Genomic DNA, 25,556 nt, shown 5'->3' with positions numbered 1-25,556 from the left:
GCCGCCGGCCCGGCCCGGCCCGTTTCACAGCCACAGGGCCTCCCCTTCCGGCCCCGTCGCCCCGTACCGTACGGGGCGACGGAGGATGGTGATCACGTGGCCGGACTACGGCTCGGACCGCTGCTGAGGCACGCGGGCGGCTCGTCGGCGACCGTGTGGGTCGAGGCGAGCCGGCCGTGCGCCGCCGAGGTGCGCTGCGCCGACGGCGCGCGGGGCGGCGCCCGGACCTTCCAGGTCGCGGGTCACCACTACGCCATGATCCCGGTGTCCGGCCTCACCCCCGGCACGGCGACGGCGTACGAGGTGTTCCTCGACGACGAGCGCGTGTGGCCGCTGCCCGGCTCGCCGTTCCCGCCGTCCGTGATCCGCACGCCGGACGAGGACGACGACGCCGAGGTCCGGGTGGCCTTCGGCTCCTGCCGCTGGGCCGCGCCGCCGGCCGGCGGGCACGACCCGGTCGGCCCGGACGCCCTGGACACGCTCGCTGCCCGCCTGGCCGCCGACCCGGAGGCCGAGCGGCCCGACGTGCTGCTGCTGATCGGTGACCAGGTGTACGCCGACGAGGTCTCCGACGCGACCCGCCAGTGGCTCGCCTCCCGCCGCGACCTCTCCGAGCCGCCGGGCGACCAGGTCGCGGACTACGAGGAGTACACCCGGCTCTACTACGAGTCCTGGCTCGACCCCGAGGTGCGCTGGCTGCTGTCCACCGTGCCCAGCCTGATGATCTTCGACGATCACGACGTCATAGACGACTGGAACACCTCCGCCGCCTGGCTCGCCGACATGCGGGCCACACCCTGGTGGCAGGAACGGCTGCTCAGCGGCCTGATGTCGTACTGGGTGCACCAGCACCTCGGCAACCTCACCGCCGCCGAACTCGCCGCCGACCCCCTCTACGCCGATGTCCTCGCCACCCCCGACGGCACGGACGCGCTGCGCGCCTTCGCCGCCGGGGCCGACGCCGAACCGTCGTCGGTGCGCTGGAGCTACCGGCGCGACATCGGGCGGGTGCGCGTGCTGATGGTGGACACCCGCGCGGCGCGCGTGCTGGACGAGGAGCACCGGGCGATGCTCAACCCGGACGAGGCGGCCTGGCTGCGCCAACAGGCCCTGGACGACCGGGAGTCGTACGACCACCTGCTGCTCGGCACCTCCCTGCCCTGGCTGCTGCCGCACCTCGTGCACGACGTGGAGAACTGGAACGCCGCCGTCTGCGGTGGTGCGAAGGGTGAGCGGTGGGCACGGACCGGTGAGCGGGTGCGGCGCGCGGCGGACCTGGAGCACTGGGCGGCGTTCCCGGCGTCCTTCGAGGCGCTGGCGGACATGATCGCGGAGGCGGGCAGCGGGCCCGGCGCCCCGGCGACGGTGTGCGTGCTGTCCGGGGACGTGCACCACGCGTACGTGGCCGAGCCGTCCTGGCCCGGCCGGGCGCCCGACGCCCGGGTGCTGCAGCTGACCTGTTCGCCCGTGCACAACTCCGTTCCGCTGTCGATACGGATGGGTTTCCGGTTCGGCTGGAGCGCCCCCGCACGGGCGCTGGGCCGGCTGTTCGCGCGGCACGCGCGCGTGCCGCGCCCCTCTGTCAGTTGGCGCAAGAGCGGCGGGCCGTGGTTCGGCAACCAGTTCATGACGCTCACGCTGCGCGGCCGTTCGGCACGGCTGCGGCTGGAGCAGGCCCGCACGGACGGCACGGGCGGCGCCGCCGAGTCCCGGCTGACGACGGTCACGGAGTCCGACCTCACGGCGTGAGGTGACTTCGTCATTCCCACGGGTGCGCCCTGGTGGCGGTGTGCCGTCTTCCCCCGCATACACATTCGGACACACTTTCGAAAGCCGGTGTCGTGGCCCGGCCTCCCCTGCGTACGGCTACTCCTGTGGCGCGTTTGCAGCTTGGGGAAAACGTTTGGCCAGATGTTGAACTTGCAAGCTTTTATTAGGTACACCTAACGTGAATGGCAGTGACCCATTCGGTTTCCGTCCCCCGTCGGCTCCCCCCATGGCCGGTGCTTCCGAAGGAGTTCCTCTCCCATGCTCGAACCCCTCAACAGAGCCCAGCCGTATGTCCTCGGCCTGTTCCGCGGCGTCACAGGCCTGCTGTTCGCCTGCCACGGCGCGGCCTCCCTGTTCGGCGTCCTCGGCGGCGCCCAGGGCGGCGGCACCCTCGAGGCCGGCAGCTGGCCGGGCTGGTACGCGGCCGTGATCCAGCTGCTCTGCGGCGGCCTCGTCCTCATCGGCCTCGGCACCCGCGGCGCGGCCCTCCTCGCCTCCGGCTCCATGGCGTACGCGTACTTCGACGTGCACCAGCCCACGGCCCTGTGGCCGCTGCAGAACGGCGGCGAACCCTCGGCGATCTACTGCTGGGCGTTCCTCCTGCTGGTCTTCACCGGTGGTGGCGCGCTCGGCCTCGACCAGCTGCTGTCGCGCCGCCGCGGCTCCGCCGCGTCCGACGACGCCGCGAACCAGACGCCGGCCGTGGCCTGACCCGACGCCGACGGCCGAGACGACCGAGACGACCTTGAACAGCGCGTGGGCGGTGCCCCTCCCGGACGGGAGGGGCACCACCGCGTTTCAGGCCGCCCAGCCGAACGGCACCGTGAAGCACGCGACGCGGACCCCGCTGCCGCCCGGCGCGCCGTGCAGCACCACGGAGGAGGCCTGGCCGCGCCGGAAGCCCCAGTCGTGCCGGGCGCTCGCCGTGCCCCCGCCCCGCCCGTCGGCCGTGAAGTCGAGCCAGACCTCGTTGCGCGGGTTGACGGCGGCCGGATCGCCGGACGGCCGGTGCTGGTAGTGGCCGCCCGCGGCGGCGGGATCGGCACCGCACGGCTCCCGGTGCACATGGGCGCCGTACGCGTGCCCCGGCCTCAGCCCCGTCACCCGCAGTCGCACCGTCGTGGTTCTGGCGCCGCCCGTCCGCATCTCCTGCCGCACCTCGATCCCGGATCCCGCCGGCACGAGGTCGTTGTCGTACGTCACCGCCGCCGAGGGGACGAAGGCGGTGGGCGGCGCGAAGCGGGCGGCCGTCCGCATCGAGTAACCGTCGGCGCCGGACGCGACGGACCCGCGGGCCGCGCCGGTCGCGCCGGGCAGCACGGTCGCGCCGACCCCGCCGGACGGGCCGGCCGCGGCCGCCGTTCCCGCTGCCGCGCCCGTCAGGAGCACCGCCGCCGCGAGAGTTCTCGCGCACAGTCCTGTCATGCCTGTCATGGTCTCCACCGTTCCCGGGCCCGGCCGTCCCGTGTCGTCACGTCGCCCGCCGTCCGTCCGGCCTCTCTGACTGTTGTTACGGGACGGCCGCGCCGGCCGCACTCCGGGTGCGGCGGGCGGGTGAACCCACGGTGCCAACCACGCGAGCCCCCCGTGAACCTCCTGTCACAGTCCCGGCGTACGCTGTATGGCTGTCATGGCCACTCCTGCCGCTCCCCCCGCGTCATCGCGGCACGGTCCGGCCCAGGGGGAATCACGGGGAGTCGCGGTGCTGGAGAGTATGGGGTCACTGACCGGTAGCCCATGGATCTACGCGGTGGTGGCCCTGTCGGTGCTGCTCGACGTGTTCCTGCCGGTGCTGCCCAGCGGCGTCCTGGTGATCACGGCGGCCACGGCGGCGGCAGCGGGCACGGGTGCGGCGACCGGCAAGGTGCCCGCCGACGTGCCCGACATCCTGGTCCTCACGCTGTGCGCGGCGACGGCGTCCGTGCTGGGTGACATGGTGGCCTACCGGGTCGGATGGCAGGGCGGGCCCCGGCTGGACCGCGTCATCGCCCGCTCGCGCCGGCTCACCGGCGCGCAGGAACGTCTCGGCGTGGCGCTCGCCCGGGGCGGCGGCGCGCTGGTCGTTCTGGCCCGTTTCGCCCCGGCGGGGCGGTCGTTGGTGTCCCTGGCCGCCGGCGCCGCGCACCGCCGGGTCCGTGAGTTCCTGCCCTGGTCCGCGCTGGCCGGCCTGGCCTGGGCCGCGTACAGCGTCGCCCTCGGCTATCTCGGGGGCCAGTGGCTGGGCGCGACCTGGCTGGCCACGGCGGTGTCCTTCACGGCACTGTTCGGCGCGGGCGCGGCGGCGGGGTACCTGATGCGGCGCCGACCGGCGTAGGGCACCTGGCCCGTCCGCCGTACGACACCCCGCAGGACCGCCCGGTACGACACGGCGCCGGCCGGCAGGTCCTGGTACCGGCCGGGCCGCCCCGGGTCAGCCGGCCCGTTTCGCCGTCCGGCCCCGTACCTCCAGGCCCGCCAGCAGTTCGGCCGTGGCCTCGGCGACGGCGTCGACGGCGTGGTCGAAGACCTCCTGGTTGTGCGCGGCGGGAGCCCGGAACCCGGACACCTTGCGCACGTACTGGAGGGCGGCGGCCCGGATGTCCTCCTCCGTGGCCTCCTCGGGCAGGACGGGCGGGCGGAGCGTCTTGATGCTGCGGCACATGCCTCCAGTCTCGCTCGCCGACGGGAATACCGTCACGCCCCGGCCGGATTGACCAGAACGTGAGCGCAGCGGCCACCGTCCCGGGGCCGGCGGACGAGAGGACCGGCCCATGACACACGACGAACCCGCGGTGGCCGTACTGGGTCCCGGCGGCGTGGGCGGGCTGCTGGCCGCGCTGCTCGCGCGCGCCGGGCACCGGGTGATCTGCCTGGCGGGCGAGGAGACCGCGCGGACGCTGCGCACGGACGGCATACGCGTCCGCAGCGGGCGGTTCGGCGACTTCACCGCCCGCGTCGAGGCGGACACCGACCTGCGCGAACCCGTCGGCGCCTGCCTGGTCGCGGTGAAGCACACGAGTCTCGCCGCCGCCCTGGACCGCGTACCGGCCGAAGTCCTGGGCGACGGTCTGCTCGTGCCGCTCCTGAACGGCGTCGAGCACCCGGCCGTCCTGCGCGCCCGCTACGGCACCGAACGCGTGGCGCCCGCCGTCATCCGCGTCGAGTCGACCCGTGTCGCGCCGGGCGTCGTGGAGCACGGCAGCCCCTTCGTGGAGATCGACCTGGCGGGCGACCCGGTGCCCCGCGCCCGGCTCGACGCCCTGGCGGCGACCCTCGCCGCGGCGGGCCCGGCCACCCGGGTGCTGGGCGACGAGGCGGCGGCGCTGTGGGCGAAGATGTCGTTCCTCGCCCCGCTCGCGCTGCTGACCACCCGCCACGGCCTGCCCCTCGGCGACATCCGCACCCGGCATCGCGAGGAGCTGACGGCGCTGGTGACGGAGACGGCGGCGATCAGCGGGGCGTGCGGCGGCCCGGCGGACCCGGCCGGGGCACTCGCCCGGTACGACGCCTTCCCGCCCGGCATGAAGTCCTCGATGCAGCGGGACGCCGAGGCGGGCCGCGCCCTCGAACTGGACGCGATCGGCGGCGCGCTGCTCCGCGCGGCCGAACAGCACGGCGTGCCCGCGCCGGTGACGGAGCGGGTGGTGCGGGAGCTGGGGAAGGCCGGGCTCTGACGGCCACCGCCCCGGCGTCAGCCACCCCGTCGCGGCCGGCCGGCCGCGAGATCGTCCGCCGGGCCGGTGGCCAGGTCCATCCGCCAGTCGTTCGACGTGATCGGGTTGCCCTTGGGGTACTCGAACATGACCTGTCCGAGCAGGGTGAACCCGGCCCGGCGGCACACGCCGTTGGACGCGACGTGCTCCACCTTCGGGAAGGCGTGCAGGTACCGGTGTCTCCCGGTGGCGCGGGCGGCGTCGGCGAGCGCCAGCGCCGCCCGTGCGGCCAGCCCTCTGCCCTGGAATCCGGGCCGGATGCCCCACCCCGTCTCCCACACCGTGCCGCCCCGCCACGCGTGCTCCCAGAACCCGATCATCCCGGCCGTCTCGTCGCCGTCCACCGACACGACCCGGAACATCCCGCCCGCCGCCAGGCCGAGATACCGGCGGTGCCGGGCGAGGAGCTGCTCCTCGGTCTCCGGACCGCCCAAGTACTCGGTCATCTCCGGGCTGTTGTGGCGGCGCAGCAGCCACAGGTCCCCCTCCGCGTACGGCACGAGCCGCACCGGCCCGCCACCCGCGCCCCGGACCGTGTTCTCCCTGTGGCCATCCATGCCCCCACGGTAGGACAGGGGTCTGACAACGGACCCCTCCAGGGGGAACGTCGGTTCGAGTGAAGTGGCCCGGAGCCGGCCCGGGGCCCGCCCGGAGCTCGCATCGCAAAATCGAACAGGCGTATCATTGAGTCGTGGCAACGACCTATGACTTTCCGAGCGACCTCCTCGCCGGTCAGGAGGAACTGCACCAGGTCCGGGCCGAGCTGTCGGCCCTGCTGAAGCGACTCCCCTGGTCGGTCGAGCCCGTGAACGGCTTCAGTGACGACAACGGCTGGCGCAAGGTGGAGCGCCCCGCCTCACCCGGCTGGACCGCCGACGAACAGGCCGAGGTGGAGAAGCTCCGCAGGCGCGAGCGGGAACTCGCGGTGTTCGTGAGCACCCACCGCTACTGGACGGAACTGACCGGCCCCGACCGGATGCGCGCCCGCTCCGAACTGAAGCACACGCACGAGGCCCCGCCGGAGAACCCCGCCGACCCGTCGTGACGCCACCGGCCGCCGGCGCCGCCACAGCCGGACGGCGGCACGAGCGCCGCCCGACGCGGGGCCCGCGGCATGAAAACGCCCCGGACCGATCAGACGGTCCGGGGCTTCTGCCCTGCTCACTACGTAATCCCGGTGGGCGCGGACGGTTTCGAACCGCCGACATCCTGCTTGTAAGGCAGGCGCTCTACCCCTGAGCTACGCACCCGGAATCCGAGCCGAAGCCCAGAACGAGTCGACAGCCTACCTTGCCGCGGGCGCTGCGCCGCACCCCTGTCGCGCACCTGCGCGGGCCGCGCTTCCGCTCCCCCCGGGGGCGGCGGGGGTTAACCCCACCCTCGATCCGGGAGCGGCCCGGATCCCCCCGGGCCCGCCAGGTCCGTACGGTCGAAGAGCCCGCCAGGAGCGGGCACCGGGCGCGGAGTCGCCGCACCGGACGTCCCAGGGGGAGACCGTCATGTTCCGTACCGCCCGCCCTGCCCACCACCGGAGCACCGCCGCTCGGGCCGCCGCGGTCGCCGGTGCCGTCGTGGTCCTCGTGGCGGGTGCGAGCGCCTGTGCCTCCCCCGGGGACGACAAGGACCCGGAGCACCGGTCCTTCGCGCTGTCCGGCCGCACCCTCACCGTCGACTCCGACGACTCGGCGCTGGAGATCGTTCCGGTGGAGGGGCGCGAAGCGGGCACGGTGGGCGTCACCCGCTGGTTCGACGGGTCGGTGATGCTCGGCGGCGATCCGAAGGTGACCTGGACGATGAAGGGCGACCGGCTGGTACTGCGGCTGCACTGCTCGGGGATGGTGGCCGACTGCGCGGCCAAGCATCGCATCGAGGTGCCGCGCGGTGTCGCCGTCAAGGTCGAGGACGGCGACGGCAGTGTGCGGGCGAGCGGCTTCCGGGAGGCCCTCGACATCCGCACCGGCGACGGCTCGGTGCGGGTCAGCGGCTCCAGCGGGGCCGTGCGGGTGCGTACGGGGGACGGATCCGTGCGGATCACCGACACCTCGGGACCGGTGCGGCTGCACACCGGCGACGGCTCCGTCCGCGCCGAGGTGTCCTCCCGCACGGTGTCCGCCCGTACGACGGACGGCTCGGTCAGCCTCGAACTCGACGCCGTACCCGACCTGGTGGAGGCCCACACCGGGGACGGCTCGGTGACGATCGCGGTGCCCCGCGAGACGTACCGGGTGACGACCGGGACCGGGGACGGCTCGGTGGACGTGTCCGTGCCGCGCGACGACACGAGCAGGCATGTGGTGACCGCGCACACCGGCGACGGGAAAGTCACGGTCCGCACGGCGAACTGATCGGCCCGTGTGTTCGTCCTTCACCGGTGGGAGAATGGCATGACACCGGGCAGGGCGGACCACAGCACGGGAGAGGGATGTGACGGCGACACCATCGCGGCCGTACTCGCCGTTCGCGCCACGCGCACGCCGCCGCGCCCCGAGGGCACCGGACCCGCTCGTACCCCGCCGCACTCCGCCCGCACGCACGGCGCGGGCGGCCCCCGCCCCCGGGCCTCTGCGTGACGCGCTGTCCCTGATCGTGCTGCCGCTGGCCGCCGCCGTACTCGTGCTGCCCGCCGCGTTCGCCGGCGGCGGCACCCGGCGCTGGTTCGGGGGGCGGGCCGAGGGCCAGCGTGCGGAGGCGCAGGCCGCGAAGGACGCGGCGGCCGAGGCGTTCTACGAGCTCGACACCGCCCAGCGTGACCTGCGGATCTCGATAGAGACGATCACCGCCGTGGACCCCTCCCCGGCGGCCCGCCGCGCCGTCGCCGACTTCGAGGCGCTGGGCCGCCGTATCGACGAGGCCAGCCACCGGTACATCAACGCCGTCGACGCGCACGATCTCGACCGGGACGACCTGGAGGCGTCGGCCGCCGTCCGGGCCCGTACCGAGCTGACCGCGGCCAAGGCCGAACTGGACCGGGCGAAGCGGGAGCTGGACCGTTTCACCGAGGGGCTCGGCCCGCTGCTCGGCAAGGCCGAGACGCAGCTGGCCCGGCTGGCGCCCGCCGTCGAGCGGGCCCGGCAGTCCCTGCTCGCCGCCTCCAACGCCCTGGACGCGGCACGCGGGTCGGGGCTGCGCGCGGACGATCTCGCCGCCCGGCTCGCCGCGCTCGCACCGGAGCTGACCCGGCTGAACCAGGGCGCCGGGCAGCACGGCGTGCCGCAGACCCTGGAGCGGGCCGAGCGCGTCACGCGTGAGGCCGAGGCGGTCCGGGCGGAGGCGGAGCGGCTGCCGGAGCGGGCCGCCGAGACCGGCCACCGGCTGGTGTCGCTGCGCACCCGCGCCGAGGCCCTGACCACCCGCACCGCCCAGGTCGAGCCGGTGCTGAGCGAGTTGCGGCGACGGTTCACGGCGCCCTGCTGGCAGGACCTCCAGCACGTGCCGGACCAGGCGGTGGAGACCGTACGGCAGGCCGAGGGGAAGCTGCGGGAGGCGCAGGCCGCGCGGGACGAGCAGCGCTGGCCGGACGCGACGGCCCTGCTGTCGACGGTACGGGCCCTGCTCAACGTGACCGACGAGGCGGTGTCGGCGGCCGGTGACCGGCTGCGGCGGCTGAACGCCGTACAGAAGGACCCGCAGGAGGAGATCGAGCGGACCCGGTTCGCCGTCCGGGACGCGCAGCGCCTCGCGATGGCCGGGCGCACCACCCCCGACCCGCGCCACGCCCGCCCGCTGGACGAGGCGGTCGCCCGCCTGGACCGGGCGATCGGCACGCTGGAGGGCCGGCACCCCGACTACTGGCACTTCCTGACGGAGACGGAAGCGGTGCGGCAGGCCGTGGCGCACGTGGTGTCCCTGATCCGCGAGGAGCGCGGCGCCGCCGGCCACTGACGGCGGCGGCCATGACGGCACCGGCGACACCGTGTGCGTCGCCCGTTAACCTGTGTGCATGCCTCGCTACGAGTACAGCTGCCGGACCTGCGGCGACACCTTCGAACTGAGCCGTCCCATGGCCGAGTCCGCCGATCCCGCGAACTGCCCCGCGGGCCACGACGACACGGTCAAGCTGCTGTCGACGGTCGCCGTCGGCGGCGCGGCCTCGGGCTCCGCCCCGGCCCCCTCACCCCGGGGCGGCGGCGGTTGCTGCGGCGGGGGCTGCTGCGGCTGACGGCCTCCCCCCGCCTCCCGCCTCCCGCCTCCCGCCTCCCGCCTCCCGCCTCCCGCCAGGACCTACGCGCCGTCCCGTACCGCCCGCAGGAACTCCCGCAGGATCCGCTCGCCCGCGAGTACGCCCCGCTCGGGCAGCGCCGTGATCGCCGGTGCCGTCCAGTCCGCTTCGGCCAGCTCGCCGTGCCCGGGACGCCAGCCCCGGTCGGCGGCCAGCAGCAGGTCGGCGTCGAGGAGGGAGTCACCCGCGGCGAGGGTGAGGCGGGCGCCGGTGCGGAGGGCGACCTCACGCATCGCGGCACTCTTGGTGAGCGGCTTCGGCACGGCGTAGACCTTGCGGCCCTGCAGCGACACCGTCCAGCCGCGGTTCTCCGCCCACACCGCGAGCTCCTTCACCCACTCCTCGGGGAGCAGTTCGCGCTCCACGACGAGGTAGGCGAACAGGTCCTCGGCGACACGGTGCTTGCGCACCCACAGCGGGTCGGCCGTGTTCATCAGGTGCTCGCGCACCTCGGCCAGCGGCGCGCACTCCTCGGCCAGCCGCGCCGTCACGCGCGCGTGCCACTCCGGGTCCGCGACACCGTCCACCAGCAGGTGCCCGCCGTTGGCGCAGATCGCGTACGTCGACGGCGGGCCGGGCAGGTTGATCCGCTGGTACTGCTTGCGGGTCCGGGTCGTCGTCGGCACGAACACCGCCGCGTCTCCGAGGTCCGCGAGCAGCCGCGCCGCCGTCTCCGTCAGGTACGACAGCGGCTTGGCCTCGTGGACCTCCACGCACAGCAGCCGCGGGGCCCGCGCATCGGGCATGGTGAGGTTCAGGGCCGCCGCCGAGTAGATCAGCGTGCGGTCGAGGTCACTCGCGACGAGCACCGGCATCACACCGTCACCGCCCTGCCGTCGGCGCCGGTCGCGCCGCGCGTGAATCTGGGGTGGATCAGCCCGACGCAGGTGTAGGGGAGTCCGGCGACCTCCTCGACGGGCACGCCGCGCTGCTCGGCGAGCAGTCGTACGTGGTCGAGGTCGCTGCCCGCGTCCTGCCGGGCGAGGATCTTCCACGGCACGCGGCGCAGCAGCACCCGGGTGGTCTCGCCGACGCCGGGCTTGACGAGGTTCACGTCGTGGATGCCGTACTCCTCGCTGATGCGCTCGACGGCCGCCCAGCCCTCCCAGGTGGGGGCGCGGTCGGCGGACAGCAGGTCCTTGACCCGCCCGTCGACGGCTTCGGAGACCTCGGGGAAGCGGGCGGAGACGGCGTCGAGGAAGGCCACGGAGACGTCGGAGCCGGCGAGTTCGCGGTAGAACTTCGCGCCGTGGTAGTCGAGCGGGCCGACGAGGTCCGGGCGGAGCACCGTACGGGATATCAGCCCGGAGACGGTGGAGTTGAGGCAGGCGGACGGGACGAGGAAGTCCTCACGGGTGCCGTACGTCCGGACGCAGGAGCCCGGGTCGGCGAGCACGGCGATCTCCGGGTCGAAGCCGGTGATGCCGTCGCTGTCCTCGAACTCCCGCAGGGCGGCGGCGAGTTCGCGGGTGATGGCGCCCTTGCCGGTCCAGCCGTCGACGAACACGATGTCACGCGGGTCGTGGTCGGCGGCCAGCCGGCGCAGCGCGTTGGCGTCGATGCCGCGGCCCCGCACGATGGACACGGCGTAGTGCGGCAGGTCGAGGCCGTGCCGGTACTGCGCCCAGCGGCGCATCAGGATGCCGACGGGGGTGCCGGCGCGGGCCAGGGAGACCAGGACGGGCCGCGGGGAGCGCTCGGCGAGGACCAGTTCGGTGACGGCTCCCGCGGCGGTCGCGATGCGGGCCGCGGAGCTGTCCAGCGCGGCGTGGAAGAGGTCCTGGTACTGCTCGCTGGGCTGGTACTCCACGGGCAGCGACTCGGCGTAGTGCGCGCCGCCGCTCTGAATGGCCTCCTCGCGTTCCTCGGTCGGCGCCTCCAGCGATACGCCCGAGAGGTCCTGGAGCAGCCAGCCCACCTCTTCGGGCGCGTACGAGGAGAAGGCGGGGCCGCGCAGGGGCTCGGGCAGCATGGAGGGCCTTTCGGTGCGGGCGGGCGGCCTCTCGTCCGGCCGCCCGTACGGCCGCGCGGTGGGGATGTACGAGGGCACGACCGCGAGGAGGACACGCGGGGTGTGCGCGGCGAGCCGGGCGAGCAGCCCGTCGGGCGCGTGCAGGGCGGGGGTGTCGGCGACCGAGTCGACCACCGCGGCCACGGCGTCGAAGCCGCCGCCCGCGACGTTGTAGGCGTAGCGCTCGCCGGGGCCGTCGGCCGGGTCGTCGTGCGCCGGGAAGACCAGGCGGGTGCGGATGGCGTAGCCGGGGTCGTCCACGGCGAGGACGGGCGAGCGGGTGGTGGTGGAGTAACGGACGTCGGCGCCGACGATCTGCTCCAGCTCGCGGGCCAGCCTCAGTGGCGCGTACATCAGCTCCTCGAAGCCGAGGACGAGGACGCGGCGGGCGTCGGCGGGCAGGGCCTCGGCGAGGCGGCCCGCCATCGCGGGCAGGGCGGCGTCCAGGCGGGCGCGGTGCGCGGGGGTGAAGCCGTGCCGGCCGCCGTCGGGCAGTCCGCGCGGCCAGCGCAGGTCGAGGCGGGTGATCCGGCCGCCGGGGTGTGCGGTGGGGGCGTCGGCCGGGGTCTCGTGGCGTGCGACGAGCTCGCGGCCCTGGTCCAGCACGTCGTTCGGCAGGGTCACCGTGCCGGAGGCGGCTGCCACCAGGTCGACGCGGGCGCCGATCTCGCGGGCGAAGTCGGTGAGCCGGCCGGAGTCGGCGGGTGAGCGCATGTCCACCAGGGCGACGACGACGTACCGGCGGCGCGGATGGCGGGCGTGCAGGTCGCGGATGGTGTTGAGGACCGTGTTGCCGGTGGAGAACTCGTCGTCCACGAGGATCAGCGGCCCGTCCCCGGCGAGCAGCGCGGGGTCCTCCGGCAGCAGCAGGTGCGAGGTGGCGTGCGAGTGGGACTCCTCGAAGCCGCCGGCCGGGGTGACGCCGTCGACGGGGCGGCGGGTGGAGTGCAGGCAGGGTGCGAGTCCCACGCCGTCGGCGACCGAGTGGCCGAGGCCGGTCGCGGTCTCCGCGTAGCCGAGGACGACCGCGTGGGCCGCCTCGTCGCCCAGCAGCTCGCGCACCCGGCGGCCGAGCCGGAGGCCGTGGCCGTAGACCACGGACGGCGACTGCGGTACGTGTTTGCCGAGGACGTTCGACACGAGCAGGTGGGCCCGTTTCGGGTTGCGGCGCAGTGCGAGTCCCAGCATGCCGGTCAGCGAGTCGTCGCCGGTCAGCCGCACGCCGAGCCGTTCGGCGACCCAGCGCCCGGACCAGGTGCCCCCGGTGCCGTCCGTGCGGCCGTCGTCGGGCGTGCTGCCGGTGCGGTCCGTACCGGCGGTGCGGTCCGTGCTGCCGGTGCCGTCCGTACCGGCGGTGCCGTCGAGTGGCCCGTCCTGCTCCCCGTGTCGCACGCGTTCGTGCACCTCCTTGTTCGCCTCGGAAAAGGCGGTCGCCCCACGAGGTCCGTCCTCATGAGGTGTCGCCGTCATGAAGGTCCGCCTTCGTGACGTTTCGCCGCCCCGGAGGTCAGGACTGTCCTGTGCCCGGGCCGGTTCCGGTGCGGCGGCCCGGCCGTGGGCGTGCCGGTCGACGGCGGGCCGCCGTGGGCGGGCCGGTTTCCGCTCACGTGCCGTCGGCGAGGCCGGCGGCGAGCAGTTCCACGAAGCCGATGTCCGCGTTGGCGACGCCGAACGCCTCGGCGCGCAGCAGGGTCCGCTCGGCCCAGGCGCGGTGCGGCTTCACCTCGTTCATCTTGTTCGTGTACGCCGATTTGAGCACGCCCCCACCGTCCCGTTCGGGCCGCAGGATGTCCTGGGCGTCGCTGAACTCCTCGTGGCTGACGACGGACAGCGCGTGCACCGGAAGCACGTGGGACGGGTGGATGCAGGTCTTGCCGAGCAGGCCGTTGGCGTGGTCCAGGGAGATCTCCCGCAGCAGCCCGTCCATGGCGTGCTCGATCAGCTTCTCGCGCAGCGCGACGGCCTGCACCTGGAGGAAGGGGCTCTGTCTCAGCTGCGGCTTGAACATGCGTTCCTGGACGCGGAAGTACTCCCACACGGGCCCGGTCACGGTGAAGCCGGTGCCGTCGGCCCGCCCCAGCACGTTCACCACGTCGGAGATCACGGACGCGACGACCTGGACGTCGTAGGCCGTCATGTCGGGGGCGCGGCGCAGGCCGTAGGAGGAGCAGAAGTCGGTGACGCCGAGGCGCAGCGCGAGGACCCGGTCGCGGTGCTTGTCCACGGTGCGGCCGATGCCCTCCAGGGTCGCCATGCGGGACTCCCGGTAGAGCAGCTCGGGGGACTCCAGCACCGGCATGGCGTACAGCCGCCGGCCGGCGGCGGGCTCGGCGGCGGCCAGGGCTTCCAGGAAGGCCATGCCGCGTTCCTCGGTGAACTTCGGCAGCACGAATCCGGTCAGCAGCCGGACGGCGGGGCCGAGCCGGCGCACCAGGTCGGGGATCTGGCCGGGCGTGCGGACCCGGACGAACAGCAGCGGCAGATCGGCGTCGGCGCGCCCCGCGAGGTCGGTGAACTGCCGTACGAGGTTCTCCTCGGCCGCCGGCACGTCGGCGTCGTCGATCGAGTCCTCCAGGCACAGCACCATCGACACGACACCGCGAGCGGCCTGCTTGAGGACGTCGTCCGCGAGTCTCGGCCGGGTGGCCGGGCTGTACAGCGTGGCGCCGAGGGCCACGGACAGCAGCCGGGCCGGTGAGTCGGCGGTGAACTCGCAGGGCTCCCGGTGGAAGATACGTTCCCGCACCTCAGGGGCAATGTGCCCAAAATGCCGCATAAAGCTCCCCCGTTTTGGTGTTTCGGCGACCTGATCTGTCCGCAGGTGGCCGGTAATAGTACGTAGAAGTCCCTGTCGACGGTTCCCGACCGACATGAATTCCGGGTAAAGCGAACACATCGATCCGGCCGGTGGCGCGCACCGCGGGTTCCCCGGCGCAGGCACCGGAACCCCCTCCCCCGCGTTGTCGTGCCCAGGACCGACAGGGCAGGATGACCGTATGACGCACGCGATGCTGAAGGGGTCGAACGTCCCGCTGGAAGCCACCACGGTACGTGCCGTGCTGCGCTGGACACCCGGGCAGGGGGTCCCCGACGTCGACGCCTCCGCGCTGCTCCTCGGCCCCGACGACCGCGTGCGCTCCGACGAGGACTTCGTCTTCTACAACCAGCCCCGGCACCCGTCCGGTCAGGTGTGGCGGCTCGGCAAGAAGCGCGTCGGCGAGACCCTCACCGACACGATCCAGACGGACCTCTCCGGCGTCGAACAGGCCGTCGGCCGGATCCTGCTGGTCGCCTCCGCGGACGGCGTCACCTTCGACCGCGTCCAGGCGCTCGGCATCGCGCTGTACGATGCCGCTGCCGCCGACGCGGAGCCCCTCGCGACCTTCGACGTCAAGCCGGAGACCGGCGAGGAGACGGCGCTGATCTGCGGCGAGCTGTACCGGCGCGGGGAGAGCTGGAAGTTCCGCGCGCTCGGCGAGGGTTACAGCAACGGCCTGAAGGGCCTCGCCACGGACTACGGCATCTCGGTGGACGAGTCGGAGCAGGCGGAGGACGCCACGCCGGTCACCGATCAGCCGGAGGCGCCGACGACCACGGTTCCCCGCCCCGAGGTCCCCACGACGCCCGCTCCGCGGCCGGAGGTCTCCCAGCCGCTCCCGCCGGAGCAGCCGACCGCGGCCGTCCCGGCCCAGCCCGCCTACGGCTACCCCCAGCCGGGGCCCCGGCCGCAGCACCAGCCGGCGTACGGCTACCCGCAGCCGTCGAGCGCGGCCCCGTCCTACGGATACCCGCAGCAGGCCCCGACGGCCCAGGGGTACGGCTATCCGAACCCGGCGAGCCCGGATCCCGACTTCCGGCTGCCCCCGCAGGGCCCGCAGTTCATCGGCCGCTGAGCAGGACCCCGCGGCAGCTACGGAGCTGCCGGTCCGGCGGCCCGGGCGGGCCACCGCCGGCCTCCGTGGGGGACGTCAGCGGTCCGCCTTGGACTTGTAGCCCCGGCCCCACTGCAGCCCCCACCCGTACAGCCGGTCCAGCTCGCCCTGGAAGCCGTAGACGAACTTGACCTCGCGGCGCACGATGATCTCGCCCTTGACGTTCTCGATCTGCACCACGGCGCAGGACCGCGCCTGGGGGTGCCGCTCGTCGAGACCGATCTCGATGCGCGGTCCGTTGCTCGGGTACAGCGTCACGACGGCGTGCGTCCGGTCGAACGCCGGCGTCTGGTCGTAGATGTACACGAACACCAGCAGCCGCTTGATCTCCTCGCGGTGGTCGAGGTTGACGTACATCGTCTCGCCGGACCCCGAACCGAACCGGTCGTCGCCGCTGAGCTGGACGTACGGCGCCGCGTTCACGTCACCGAGGTAGCCGCCGAGGGGCTGGACGACCCCCTTGGTGCCGTCCTGCAGTTCGTACAGGCAGCCCAGGTCGAGGTCGACGTTGACCATGCTCGCGCCGTGCCCCATCACCTCCGGCGGCCTCAGCGCCTTGAGGGGGTGGCGCAGCAGGCTCTCGCGCTGCGGGCCGCCGAAGTCGGACGTCCGCATGCGCCAGCTGAGGTTGACGCGCAGATGGCCCGTGGCCGCGTCCTGCTTCGTCAGGGACACCTGGCTGGTCCGTTTGGTCAGCTCTATCGCGTTGCTGGACGCGCTGCCCGCGTCGAAGTCGAACTGGCGCCCGCGCCGGAGTCCGTCGAAGATGCCCAATTCCCGCCCCCACGTATTGGTGGACCGACCGTGACAGCGGGGCGGCCGTCCAGGACTTCTCCTCGACGACCGCCCCGCTGAGAGCGTTCCTCACCCGGGTGGGTGTCACACCCCGGACGACACCTCAGTCCTGTCGCCCGAGCCCGCTTCTCCCCCGGCCTCCTCGAGCGCCTTGTTGCGGCGCACCGAGGACCAGAAGGACCAGCCGATCAGAATCACACCGACCAGACCGGTGATGATCTCATTGATCTGGTACTGGATGGTGACCAGCAGGATCATGGCGAGCGCGCCGATGGCGTAGTGCGCGCCGTGCTCCAGGTAGACGTAGTCGTCCAGGGTGCCCTGGCGGACCAGGTACACGGTGAGCGACCGGACGTACATGGCGCCGATGCCCAGGCCGAGGGCCATCAGGACGATGTCGTTGGTGATGGCGAAGGCGCCGATGACGCCGTCGAAGGAGAACGACGCGTCCAGGACCTCGAGGTAGAGGAACATGAAGAACGCGGCCTTGCCGGCGAGGGTGACCGCGGAGCGCTGCTTGCCCCGCTTGGCGGCCTCTTCCTCCTCCTCGTGCTCGCGCTCCTCCTCTTCTTCGAGCTTGTCCTCGAAGTAGCCGGAGAGACCACCGACGATCATGTACGTGATGAGGCCGGCGATGCCGGACAACAGGACCGTCTCGGCCTTGTCGGCGTGCGCGCCGCCGTGCTGGTGGGCGTTGGCCGCGAAGGTCAGCGCCGAGACGATCAGCACGATCAGGGCGATGCAGACCGACAGCATGTCGACCTTGCCGAGCTTGGCGAGCGGGCGCTCCAGCCAGTTCAGCCACTTGATGTCGCGGTCCTCGAAGATGAAGTCGAGGAAGATCATCAGCAGGAACATGCCACCGAACGCGGCGATCGCCGGGTGCGCGTCGGTGACGAGTTCCTGGTAGCGGTTCTTGTCGGTGAGGGCGAGGTCGACGGCCTCGATGGGCCCCAGCTGGGCGCTGATGGCGACGATGACGACGGGGAAAACCAGTCGCATGCCGAAGACGGCGATCAGAACGCCGACGGTGAGGAAGATCTTCTGCCAGAAGGCGTTCATCTTCTTCAGGATGCCGGCGTTGACCACGGCGTTGTCGAACGACAGCGAGATCTCTAGCACGGAGAGGATCGCCACGATGCCGAACGCGGTCCACCCCCCGTAGAAGACCGCTGCGACCAGTCCGAGCGCGGTGACCGCGAACGACCAGCCGAAGGTTTTCAGAACCACTGGCTACCCAATCCCTTGTGTACGGGGTGTACGGGTCTCCCCCGCGCCGCACCCGGCTTTACGAAACGTTGACTCCGAAGTCTAGAGCGATGCCTCGCAGCCCTGACGCGTACCCCTGTCCCACGGCCCGGAACTTCCACTCGCTCTGGTAGCGATAGACCTCGCCGAAGATCATCGCGGTCTCCGTGGAGGCGTCCTCGCTCAGGTCGTAGCGGGCGAGTTCCTGGCCGTCGGCCTGGTTCACCACGCGGATGAACGCGTTGCTGACCTGGCCGAAGGTCTGGCCGCGCTCGTCTGCCAGGTGGATGGAGACCGGGAAGACGATCTTGTCGCACTGCGCCGGTACCTTGGAGAGGTCGATCAGGATGGACTCGTCGTCACCGTCGCCCTCGCCGGTGAGGTTGTCACCGGTGTGCTCCACCGAGCCGTCCGGGCTCGTGAGCTGGTTGTAGAAGACGAACCAGTCGTCCCCGAGCACCCGGCCGCCGCCGCACACCAGCGCGCTGGCGTCGAGGTCGAAGGGGGCTCCGGTGGTGGAGCGCGCGTCCCAGCCGAGTCCGATCATCACCTGGGTGAGGTTCGGTGCGGCCTTGGACAGGGAGACGTTGCCTCCCTTGGCGAGCGTGACGCCCATGTTGTGGTCCCTCCCCGTGTGATCCTGCTGATGCTGCCGTTCCGGTGTTCCCGGATGTCCTGCGCGTCCGGCGCCGCACGCACACCGTGCGGCGCCGGACGATGCGGGCGGGTGGCCCGCTCAGACGTTCACGCCGAAGTCCTGCGCGATGCCGCGCAGGCCCGAGGCGTAGCCCTGGCCGATGGCGCGGAACTTCCACTCCGCGCCGTGCCGGTACAGCTCGCCGAAGACCATCGCGGTCTCCGTGGAGGCGTCCTCGGACAGGTCGTAGCGGGCGATCTCCGCTTCGCCGGCCTGGTTCACGACGCGGATGAAGGCGTTGCGGACCTGGCCGAAGGACTGCTGGCGGTTCTCGGCGTCGTAGATCGAGACCGGGAAGACGATCTTCTCGATCTCGGCCGGTACGGCGGCGAGGTTGACCTTGATCTGCTCGTCGTCGCCCTCGCCCTCGCCGGTGATGTTGTCACCGGTGTGCTCGACGGACCCGTCGGGGCTCTTGAGGTTGTTGAAGAAGACGAAGTGCTGGTCGTTGGCGACCTTGCCGGTGTTGTTCAGCAGCAGGGCGCTGGCGTCGAGGTCGAAGTCCGTGCCGGTCGTGGTGCGCACGTCCCACCCCAGACCGACGATGACCGCGGTCAGGCCCGGAGCCTCCTTGGTCAGCGAAACGTTGCCGCCCTTGCTGAGGCTGACTCCCACGAGTCCTCCATTGGTGTCCTGGGGCGGGGAGCCCCGTGGTGCTGGATGTCGGATCAACGAGTTGATCCTAGTGACGGGTTCCCGTGCCTCGCAGACCCTCACGGGCCGGAATCACAGGGTGTCGAGCGCCTTCACGTAGTCGTTCAGGTCCCGGGCGTCCGGCAGGCCGTTGACGACGGTCCAGCGCACCACGCCCTCCTTGTCGAGGATGAAGGTTCCGCGCACGGCGCAACCCTTGTCCTCGTCGAAGACGCCGTAGGCGCGCGAGACGTTGCCGTGCGGCCAGAAGTCGGACAGCAGCGGGTACTCCAGGCCCTCCTGCTCGGCGAAGACGCGCAGGGTGTGGATGGAGTCGTTGGAGACGGCGAGCACCTGGGTGTCGCGGTCGGCGAAGTGCGGGAGGTTGTCCCGCAGCTCGCACAGCTCGCCGGTGCACACGCCGGTGAAGGCGAACGGGTAGAAGAGCAGTACGACGTTCTTGTGACCGCGGAAGTCCGAGAGCTTCACGGTCGCGCCGTGGTTGTCCCTGAGCTCGAAGTCGGGGGCCTTGTCGCCGACCTGGATCGCCATCGCGCGGGATGTCCCTTCGGTGGGGCTGTTCGAGTGGTCGGCACCACCCTACGCAGCGGCCGGCGGGGCCGCGGACGGCCCGGGCATCCCTGCCGGGGGACCTCGGACGGGCCGGGCACGCGTGCCCGGCCCGTCCGGTGTGTCATGTGCCGGCGGGGGTCACTTCTTGGACTTGGCCGCCTTGGGCGTGGCCAGGCGGCTGCCGCTCCAGTCCTTTCCCACGCTGACGCTCTTGGACGCCGTCAGCCCTGCCGTCGTCGCGGCTTCCGAGATGTCGCTCGGTTCCACATACCCCGCACGGCCCGTCTTGGGCGTGAGGAGCAGGATCGCGCCGCCTTCTTCGATGTACGTGGTGGCATCCACCAGCGCATCCGTCAGGTCGCCGTCGTCGTCACGGAACCACAGCACAACGGCGTCGGCCACGTCGTCGTAGTCCTCGTCGACCAGGTCGCCCTCGACGACTTCCTCGATGGCCTCGCGGAGTTCCTGGTCCACGTCGTCGTCGTAGCCGATCTCCTGGACCACCTGCCCGGGCTGGAACCCCAGCCTGGCGGCAGGGTTCGTCCGCTCCTCCGCGTGGTCCGCGGTCGCGCTCACGGGTTGCCTCCTGATCATGTCTTGGATTGAGTGTCCCCCCTGCTCCACTGAGCCTGGGGGAATGTCAGCCACGCGCGTGCGCGAAGCATTGGCCGTAGTCCACACGGGCGGGACGGATCGCGCAAGTACCCGGCCTGCGGGACCGCCGAAACGGTGACGATCCTGCCCGTGTCACCGCAACCGCCTGCCCATCATCCCGGGTCTTGGTGACGCACACCACACCTTTCTGCCCCGTTTGTGCATTTGGGAACCGTCCATGGGTACGAGACTCGCACGAGTTCACCAGCCCGAACGGGCCGGGCGTCCCCTTGACTACCTCGCAGTAAAGATGACGTCCGCCCCTCAAGAGGTACACGATGGGGACGGCGCAGGCACACCGGCATCCTTCCCCAGCAGCCCTCGACAGGTAAGGAACAGCGTGGCTTCCGGATCCGATCGCACCCCGATCATCATTGGCGGCCTCCCGAGTCAGGTTCCTGACTTCGATCCCGAGGAGACCCAGGAGTGGCTCGACTCCCTCGACGCCGCCGTCGACGAGCGCGGCCGTGAGCGGGCCCGCTACCTGATGCTGCGGCTCATCGAGCGGGCCCGCGAGAAGCGCGTGGCCGTGCCCGAGATGCGCAGCACGGACTACGTCAACACGATCGCCACCAAGGACGAGCCGTTCTTCCCGGGCAACGAGGAGATCGAGCGCAAGATCCTGAACGCCACCCGCTGGAACGCGGCCGTGATGGTGTCCAGGGCGCAGCGCCCGGGCATCGGCGTCGGCGGGCACATCGCCACGTTCGCGTCCTCCGCGTCGCTGTACGACGTGGGCTTCAACCACTTCTTCCGCGGCAAGGACGAGGGCGACGGCGGCGACCAGGTCTTCTTCCAGGGGCACGCCTCGCCGGGCATCTACGCCCGCGCGTTCCTGCTGGACCGGCTCAGTGAGCAGCACCTCGACGGGTTCCGGCAGGAGAAGTCGAAGGCGCCCCGCATGCTGTCGTCGTACCCGCACCCGCGGTCGATGCCGGACTTCTGGGAGTTCCCCACGGTGTCGATGGGCCTCGGGCCGATCGGCGCCATCTACCAGGCGCGGATGAACCGCTACATGCACGCGCGCGGTATCGCCGACACCTCGAAGTCGCACGTGTGGGCGTTCCTCGGCGACGGCGAGATGGACGAGCCGGAGTCGCTGGGCCAGTTGTCGATCGCGGCCCGGGAGGGCCTGGACAACCTGACCTTCGTCGTCAACTGCAACCTCCAGCGGCTCGACGGGCCGGTGCGCGGCAACGGCAAGATCATCCAGGAGCTGGAGTCGGTCTTCCGGGGCGCCGGCTGGAACGTCATCAAGCTGGTGTGGGACCGCACCTGGGACCCGCTGCTCGCGCAGGACCGCGACGGTGTGCTGGTCAACCGCATGAACACCACCCCGGACGGTCAGTTCCAGACGTACGCCACCGAGTCCGGGGCGTACATCCGCGATCACTTCTTCGGGGACGACCACCGGCTGCGGGCCATGGTCGAGGGCATGACCGACGACCAGATCCTGCACCTGGGGCGCGGCGGCCACGACCACCAGAAGATCTACGCGGCGTACAAGGCGGCCGTGGAGCACAAGGGGCAGCCGACGGTCATCCTCGCGAAGACCGTCAAGGGCTGGACGCTGGGCCCGAACTTCGAGGGGCGCAACGCCACGCACCAGATGAAGAAGCTGACGGTCGACGACCTCAAGCGCTTCCGGGACCGGGTGCACCTGCCGATCCCCGACCGGGAGCTGGAGTCGGGCGTGCCGCCGTACTACCACCCGGGCCGGGACTCCGAGGAGATCCAGTACATGCACGACCGCCGCAAGAGCTGCGGCGGGTACGTGCCGACGCGCGTCGTGCGGTCGAAGCCTCTGGTGCTGCCCGGGGACCAGACGTACGCGACCGTGAAGAAGGGTTCCGGTCAGCAGTCCATCGCGACGACCATGGCGTTCGTGCGGTTGCTGAAGGACCTCATGCGGGACAAGGAGATCGGCAGGCGGTTCGTGCTGATCGCGCCGGACGAGTACCGCACGTTCGGCATGGACTCGTTCTTCCCGAGCGCGAAGATCTACAACCCGCTGGGCCAGCAGTACGAGTCGGTCGACCGTGAGCTGCTGCTCGCCTACAAGGAGGCGCCGAACGGGCAGATGCTGCACGACGGCATCTCGGAGGCGGGCTGCACGGCGTCGCTGATCGCGGCGGGCTCGGCGTACGCCACGCACGGCGAGCCGCTGATCCCGGTGTACGTCTTCTATTCGATGTTCGGTTTCCAGCGCACCGGTGACCAGTTCTGGCAGATGGCCGACCAGCTCGCGCGCGGTTTCGTGCTGGGCGCGACCGCGGGACGTACCACCCTGACCGGTGAGGGTCTGCAGCACGCGGACGGACACTCGCAGCTGCTCGCCTCGACCAACCCGGCCTGTGTGGCGTACGACCCGGCGTTCGGCTTCGAGATCGCGCACATCGTCAGGGACGGCCTGCGCCGCATGTACGGCGGCTCCGAGGAGCATCCGCACGGCGAGGACGTCTTCTACTACCTGACCGTCTACAACGAGCCGATCCAGCACCCCGCCGAACCGGAGAACGTCGACGTCGAGGGCATCCTGAAGGGCGTCCACCGGTTCAGCGAGGGCACGGCGGGCGCGATCCCCGCGCAGATCCTGGCGTCCGGCGTCGCGCTCCCCTGGGCGCTCGAGGCGCAGAAGATCCTCGCCGAGGAGTGGAACGTCAACGCGGACGTCTGGTCGGCGACCTCCTGGAACGAGCTGCGGCGCGACGCCGTGGCCTGCGAGGAGCACAACCTGCTGCACCCGGAGGAGGAGCAGCGGGTGCCGTACGTGACACGGAAGCTGTCCGGGGCCGAGGGCCCGTTCGTGGCGGTGTCCGACTGGATGCGGGCGGTGCCGGACCAGATCGCGCGGTGGGTGCCGGGCACGTACCAGTCGCTGGGCGCCGACGGCTTCGGCTTCGCCGACACGCGGGGTGCGGCCCGGCGCTTCTTCCACATCGACGCGCAGTCGATCGTGGTGGCGGTGCTGTCCGAGCTGGCCCGGGAGGGCAAGGTCGACCGGCAGGCGCTGAAGCAGGCCGTCGACCGCTACCGGCTGCTCGACGTGACGGCCGCGGACCCGGGCGTGGCGGGCGGCGATGCCTAGCCCCGGCGCCGCGGGCGGGAGCGGCGGGCCGAGTGCTCCGCCGCCCTCCGGCGTTTCCGCACGGTGCCGGCGGCCCGGACGGCCTCGCAGTTCCGGCTGACGACGTACGTGACCGGTCCGCTCGTCGGGCCGCCCGGACATGGAGGTGGCCCCCGGTTCCGGCCGGGGGCGCTTGCCTCGCTGACCCTGCCGGGGCCGGCCGCCGCGGGCAGTCGTACCGCAGGGGCGGCACGGTGGGCGCGGGGGCAGGGGGCGAACGGCGGTGCGTGATCCGGCCCGGCCGGTGACCTTGGTCGGCCACTGACCGGGGGCCTCGCGCGTTCCCGTCCTCCCGGGCGGCCATGTGCGGCCGCCCACGGCCGGGGGGTTCGCCGTCGTCAACTTCCGTGCGCCCGTCGGCCGGTGGGTCCCTTCCGGGTCGGGTGGCGAGTACCCCCGTACGGCCGTTCAATCCTCAAGGACGGGATGCGCGCGGCGGCGCGGCGGTCCGGGAACGGGAGAGGGGCGCCGCTCGTGCGGCGCCCCTCCTTTTCCCCGGACCGTCAGATGTGACCGACGCCCGCGCCCGCCTCGGCGTTCTCACCGCTCTTGGTGAGGAACGCCACCAGCACCGCGAAGGCGGCGACGCCGGCGGCCGTCAGGGACGCAAGGCTCATGCCCGAGATGAACGTGTCGTGCGCGACCTCGGTGATCTTCGCGACCATCGGGGCCGGGGTGCCCTCGGCGACCGGCGGCACGCCGACCTGGACGGCCTCGGAGGCCTGGCCCAGCTGCTCCGGGGTGAGCGGCGGCAGGCCCGCGTCCGCCCAGTTGGCGGGCAGGTCGTTGTCGACCTTGGAGGCCATCACGGCGCCCAGCACGGCCGTACCGAGGCTGCCGCCGATCTGCATGCCGGCCTGCTGGAGGCCGCCGGCCACACCGGAGAGCTCCATGGGCGCGTTGCCGACGATGACCTCCGTGGCGCCGACCATGACCGGCGCGAGACCGAGGCCGAGCAGCGCGAACCAGAGCGACATCAGGGCGCTGCCGGTGTCCACCTCCAGCGTGGACATGCCGTACATGGCGATGGCGGTGAGCGCCATGCCCCCGGCCAGCGGGACGCGCGGGCCGAACTTGGTGATCATCACGCCGGCGAGCGGGGAGCCGACGATCATCATGCCGGTGAGCGGCAGCAGGTGCAGACCGGCGTCGACCGCGCCCATGCCGTGCACGTTCTGCAGGTAGAACGTCACGAAGAACAGGCCGCCCATGAAGGCGATGGCCATCAGGACCATCAGGACGACACCGGCGGACAGCGCCACCGAACGGAACAGCCCCAGCGGGATCAGCGGTTCCCCGACCTTGGTCTCCCAGAAGGCGAACAGGGCGAAGCCGACGACCGAGACGGCGAGGAACGTCCACGTCAGGGTGTCGCCCCAGCCCCACGCCGGGGCCTTGATCAGGGCCCACACCAGGCAGAACATCGCGCCGGACAGCAGGGCGATGCCGAGCAGGTCGAAGGAGCGCGGCGCGTTCTCGGCACGGTGGTCGAGCAGGATCATCACGCCGAGCACCGCGGCGAGGACGCCGACGGGGACGTTGATGAAGAACACCGACTGCCAGCTGACGTGCTCGACGAGCACGCCACCGAGGATCGGGCCGCCGGCCGTGGAGGCGCCGATGACCATGCCCCAGATGCCGATGGCCATGTTGAGCTTCTCGGCCGGGAAGGTCGCGCGCAGCAGGCCGAGCGCGGCCGGCATCAGCAGCGCGCCGAAGAGGCCCTGCAGGACGCGGAAGGTGACGACCAGGGCGATGCTGTCGGACAGGCCGATGGCCCCGGAGGCGGCGGCGAAGCCGATGACGCCGACGAGGAAGGTCTGCCGGTGCCCGAACCGGTCGCCGAGCTTGCCCGCGGTGATCAGGGCGACCGCGAGAGCCAGGAAGTAGCCGTTGGTTATCCACTGCACCTCGGCGAACGTGGCGCCGAGGTCACGCTGGATGGCCGGGTTGGCGATGGCGACGATGGTGCCGTCGAGGGCCACCATCATGACCCCGACCGCGACGGTGATGAGGGTGAACCAGGGGTGGCCCCGCAGCCCCTTGGCGGGAGCCGGATCCGACGGCGCGGCCGGCACCTTGTCCCCCGGTCCCGTCGCTTCGATGGCGGTCTGACTAGTCATGTGTTCGACACTAGAGTCAGCCACTGACAATTCACAAACCGATTCACATGTCGGGAACTGACACGACCCTCGCGCATCCCCT

The 25,556-nt window shown here is 72.1% G+C and carries 23 protein-coding genes and 1 tRNA gene; 10 read left to right on the top strand and 14 right to left on the bottom strand.

Annotated features, from left to right (window positions below; genetic code table 11):
* The first annotated feature begins 96 nt into the window (after positions 1 to 96).
* Together ABZ354_RS03920 and ABZ354_RS03915 are read left to right on the top strand one after the other, a co-directional pair.
* A complete protein-coding gene (locus tag ABZ354_RS03920; protein WP_358652628.1) occupies positions 97 to 1,749 on the top strand; it encodes an alkaline phosphatase D family protein in 1,653 nt (550 codons plus the stop codon).
* A gap of 279 nt (positions 1,750 to 2,028) precedes the next feature.
* Entirely contained in the window at positions 2,029 to 2,481 is a 453-nt protein-coding gene (locus ABZ354_RS03915) for a DoxX family protein (RefSeq protein ID WP_358652626.1), read from the top strand.
* 87 nt (positions 2,482 to 2,568) lie between these two features.
* On the opposite strand, the gene ABZ354_RS03910 is transcribed toward ABZ354_RS03915, so the two are convergent.
* The gene (locus tag ABZ354_RS03910; RefSeq protein WP_358652624.1) at positions 2,569 to 3,204 is read right to left on the bottom strand and encodes a superoxide dismutase family protein; all 636 of its coding nucleotides are present in this window, start codon (positions 3,202 to 3,204) and stop codon (positions 2,569 to 2,571) included.
* A 268-nt stretch (positions 3,205 to 3,472) separates the two neighbouring features.
* On the opposite strand from ABZ354_RS03910, the gene ABZ354_RS03905 reads away from it, so the two are divergent.
* Complete coding sequence (locus ABZ354_RS03905; RefSeq protein ID WP_358652622.1) at positions 3,473 to 4,084, top strand: VTT domain-containing protein; 612 nt, start codon at positions 3,473 to 3,475, stop codon at positions 4,082 to 4,084.
* A gap of 96 nt (positions 4,085 to 4,180) precedes the next feature.
* Here ABZ354_RS03905 and ABZ354_RS03900 read toward each other — a convergent pair whose 3' ends face one another.
* Positions 4,181 to 4,411 (bottom strand): DUF2277 domain-containing protein, encoded by a 231-nt coding sequence (locus tag ABZ354_RS03900; protein ID WP_358652620.1) that lies wholly within the window; start codon positions 4,409 to 4,411, stop codon positions 4,181 to 4,183.
* Positions 4,412 to 4,520: 109 nt separating this feature from the next.
* Between ABZ354_RS03900 and ABZ354_RS03895 the strand changes: the two genes are divergently transcribed.
* Entirely contained in the window at positions 4,521 to 5,423 is a 903-nt protein-coding gene (locus ABZ354_RS03895; protein WP_358652618.1) for a 2-dehydropantoate 2-reductase, read from the top strand.
* Positions 5,424 to 5,440: 17 nt separating this feature from the next.
* Here ABZ354_RS03895 and ABZ354_RS03890 read toward each other — a convergent pair whose 3' ends face one another.
* On the bottom strand, positions 5,441 to 6,019 hold the full coding sequence (locus ABZ354_RS03890; RefSeq protein ID WP_358652616.1) for a GNAT family N-acetyltransferase: 579 nt from the start codon (positions 6,017 to 6,019) through the stop codon (positions 5,441 to 5,443).
* Positions 6,020 to 6,153: 134 nt separating this feature from the next.
* On the opposite strand from ABZ354_RS03890, the gene ABZ354_RS03885 reads away from it, so the two are divergent.
* Positions 6,154 to 6,507: a hypothetical protein gene (locus ABZ354_RS03885; RefSeq protein WP_358652614.1), complete on the top strand. Its 354-nt coding sequence runs from the start codon at positions 6,154 to 6,156 to the stop codon at positions 6,505 to 6,507.
* A gap of 133 nt (positions 6,508 to 6,640) precedes the next feature.
* On the opposite strand, the gene ABZ354_RS03880 is transcribed toward ABZ354_RS03885, so the two are convergent.
* Positions 6,641 to 6,712: transfer RNA gene (locus ABZ354_RS03880), tRNA-Val, on the bottom strand.
* A gap of 249 nt (positions 6,713 to 6,961) precedes the next feature.
* Here ABZ354_RS03880 and ABZ354_RS03875 point away from each other — a divergent pair.
* The 3 genes from ABZ354_RS03875 to ABZ354_RS03865 all read left to right on the top strand — a co-directional run bounded on the left by ABZ354_RS03875 (position 6,962) and on the right by ABZ354_RS03865 (position 9,621).
* Positions 6,962 to 7,807, top strand: coding sequence for a DUF4097 family beta strand repeat-containing protein (locus ABZ354_RS03875; protein WP_358652613.1), 846 nt, complete (start codon positions 6,962 to 6,964; stop codon positions 7,805 to 7,807).
* Positions 7,808 to 7,886: 79 nt separating this feature from the next.
* Complete coding sequence (locus ABZ354_RS03870; RefSeq protein ID WP_358652611.1) at positions 7,887 to 9,344, top strand: hypothetical protein; 1,458 nt, start codon at positions 7,887 to 7,889, stop codon at positions 9,342 to 9,344.
* Positions 9,345 to 9,402: 58 nt separating this feature from the next.
* Positions 9,403 to 9,621, top strand: a complete 219-nt coding sequence (locus ABZ354_RS03865; RefSeq protein ID WP_358652609.1) for a zinc ribbon domain-containing protein — start codon at positions 9,403 to 9,405, stop codon at positions 9,619 to 9,621.
* Between the two features lie 62 nt (positions 9,622 to 9,683).
* Here ABZ354_RS03865 and ABZ354_RS03860 read toward each other — a convergent pair whose 3' ends face one another.
* The 3 genes from ABZ354_RS03860 to ABZ354_RS03850 form a co-directional block, all read right to left on the bottom strand.
* Positions 9,684 to 10,496: an HAD family hydrolase gene (locus tag ABZ354_RS03860; protein WP_358652607.1), complete on the bottom strand. Its 813-nt coding sequence runs from the start codon at positions 10,494 to 10,496 to the stop codon at positions 9,684 to 9,686.
* Positions 10,496 to 12,913, bottom strand: coding sequence for a phosphoribosyltransferase (locus ABZ354_RS03855; RefSeq protein WP_358653139.1), 2,418 nt, complete (start codon positions 12,911 to 12,913; stop codon positions 10,496 to 10,498). The genes ABZ354_RS03860 and ABZ354_RS03855 overlap by 1 nt, the downstream gene beginning before the upstream one ends.
* Before the next feature lie 382 nt (positions 12,914 to 13,295).
* Positions 13,296 to 14,468 carry an HpcH/HpaI aldolase/citrate lyase family protein gene (locus ABZ354_RS03850; RefSeq protein ID WP_358652605.1) on the bottom strand — a complete coding sequence of 391 codons (1,173 nt, stop codon included), beginning with the start codon at positions 14,466 to 14,468 and terminating at the stop codon, positions 13,296 to 13,298.
* A 220-nt stretch (positions 14,469 to 14,688) separates the two neighbouring features.
* Between ABZ354_RS03850 and ABZ354_RS03845 the strand changes: the two genes are divergently transcribed.
* On the top strand, positions 14,689 to 15,585 hold the full coding sequence (locus tag ABZ354_RS03845) for a TerD family protein (RefSeq protein ID WP_358652603.1): 897 nt from the start codon (positions 14,689 to 14,691) through the stop codon (positions 15,583 to 15,585).
* A 75-nt stretch (positions 15,586 to 15,660) separates the two neighbouring features.
* Here the strand turns inward: ABZ354_RS03845 and ABZ354_RS03840 are convergent, their stop codons facing one another.
* The 6 genes from ABZ354_RS03840 to ABZ354_RS03815 form a co-directional block, all read right to left on the bottom strand.
* Entirely contained in the window at positions 15,661 to 16,398 is a 738-nt protein-coding gene (locus ABZ354_RS03840; RefSeq protein ID WP_358652601.1) for a Tellurium resistance, read from the bottom strand.
* 105 nt (positions 16,399 to 16,503) lie between these two features.
* Entirely contained in the window at positions 16,504 to 17,649 is a 1,146-nt protein-coding gene (locus ABZ354_RS03835) for a DUF475 domain-containing protein (RefSeq protein WP_358652599.1), read from the bottom strand.
* Between the two features lie 58 nt (positions 17,650 to 17,707).
* Entirely contained in the window at positions 17,708 to 18,283 is a 576-nt protein-coding gene (locus ABZ354_RS03830) for a TerD family protein (RefSeq protein WP_358652597.1), read from the bottom strand.
* 120 nt (positions 18,284 to 18,403) lie between these two features.
* On the bottom strand, positions 18,404 to 18,979 hold the full coding sequence (locus ABZ354_RS03825) for a calcium homeostasis/redox stress adaptation protein (RefSeq protein WP_358652595.1): 576 nt from the start codon (positions 18,977 to 18,979) through the stop codon (positions 18,404 to 18,406).
* A gap of 111 nt (positions 18,980 to 19,090) precedes the next feature.
* Entirely contained in the window at positions 19,091 to 19,549 is a 459-nt protein-coding gene (locus ABZ354_RS03820; protein WP_358652593.1) for a peroxiredoxin, read from the bottom strand.
* A 159-nt stretch (positions 19,550 to 19,708) separates the two neighbouring features.
* The gene (locus ABZ354_RS03815; protein ID WP_279549089.1) at positions 19,709 to 20,146 is read right to left on the bottom strand and encodes a DUF3052 domain-containing protein; all 438 of its coding nucleotides are present in this window, start codon (positions 20,144 to 20,146) and stop codon (positions 19,709 to 19,711) included.
* A 418-nt stretch (positions 20,147 to 20,564) separates the two neighbouring features.
* On the opposite strand from ABZ354_RS03815, the gene aceE reads away from it, so the two are divergent.
* Positions 20,565 to 23,312 (top strand): pyruvate dehydrogenase (acetyl-transferring), homodimeric type, encoded by a 2,748-nt coding sequence (gene aceE / locus ABZ354_RS03810; RefSeq protein ID WP_358652591.1) that lies wholly within the window; start codon positions 20,565 to 20,567, stop codon positions 23,310 to 23,312.
* Positions 23,313 to 23,854: 542 nt separating this feature from the next.
* Here aceE and ABZ354_RS03805 read toward each other — a convergent pair.
* Entirely contained in the window at positions 23,855 to 25,474 is a 1,620-nt protein-coding gene (locus ABZ354_RS03805; RefSeq protein ID WP_358652589.1) for a DHA2 family efflux MFS transporter permease subunit, read from the bottom strand.
* Positions 25,475 to 25,556 lie beyond the last annotated feature (82 nt).

Source organism: Streptomyces sp. NPDC005925 (genome assembly GCF_040638805.1).
In the GTDB taxonomy this organism is placed as follows: domain Bacteria; phylum Actinomycetota; class Actinomycetes; order Streptomycetales; family Streptomycetaceae; genus Streptomyces.
The sequence above is the reverse complement of the archived record's forward strand: the minus strand, read 5'-3'. Positions and strand labels throughout refer to the sequence as shown.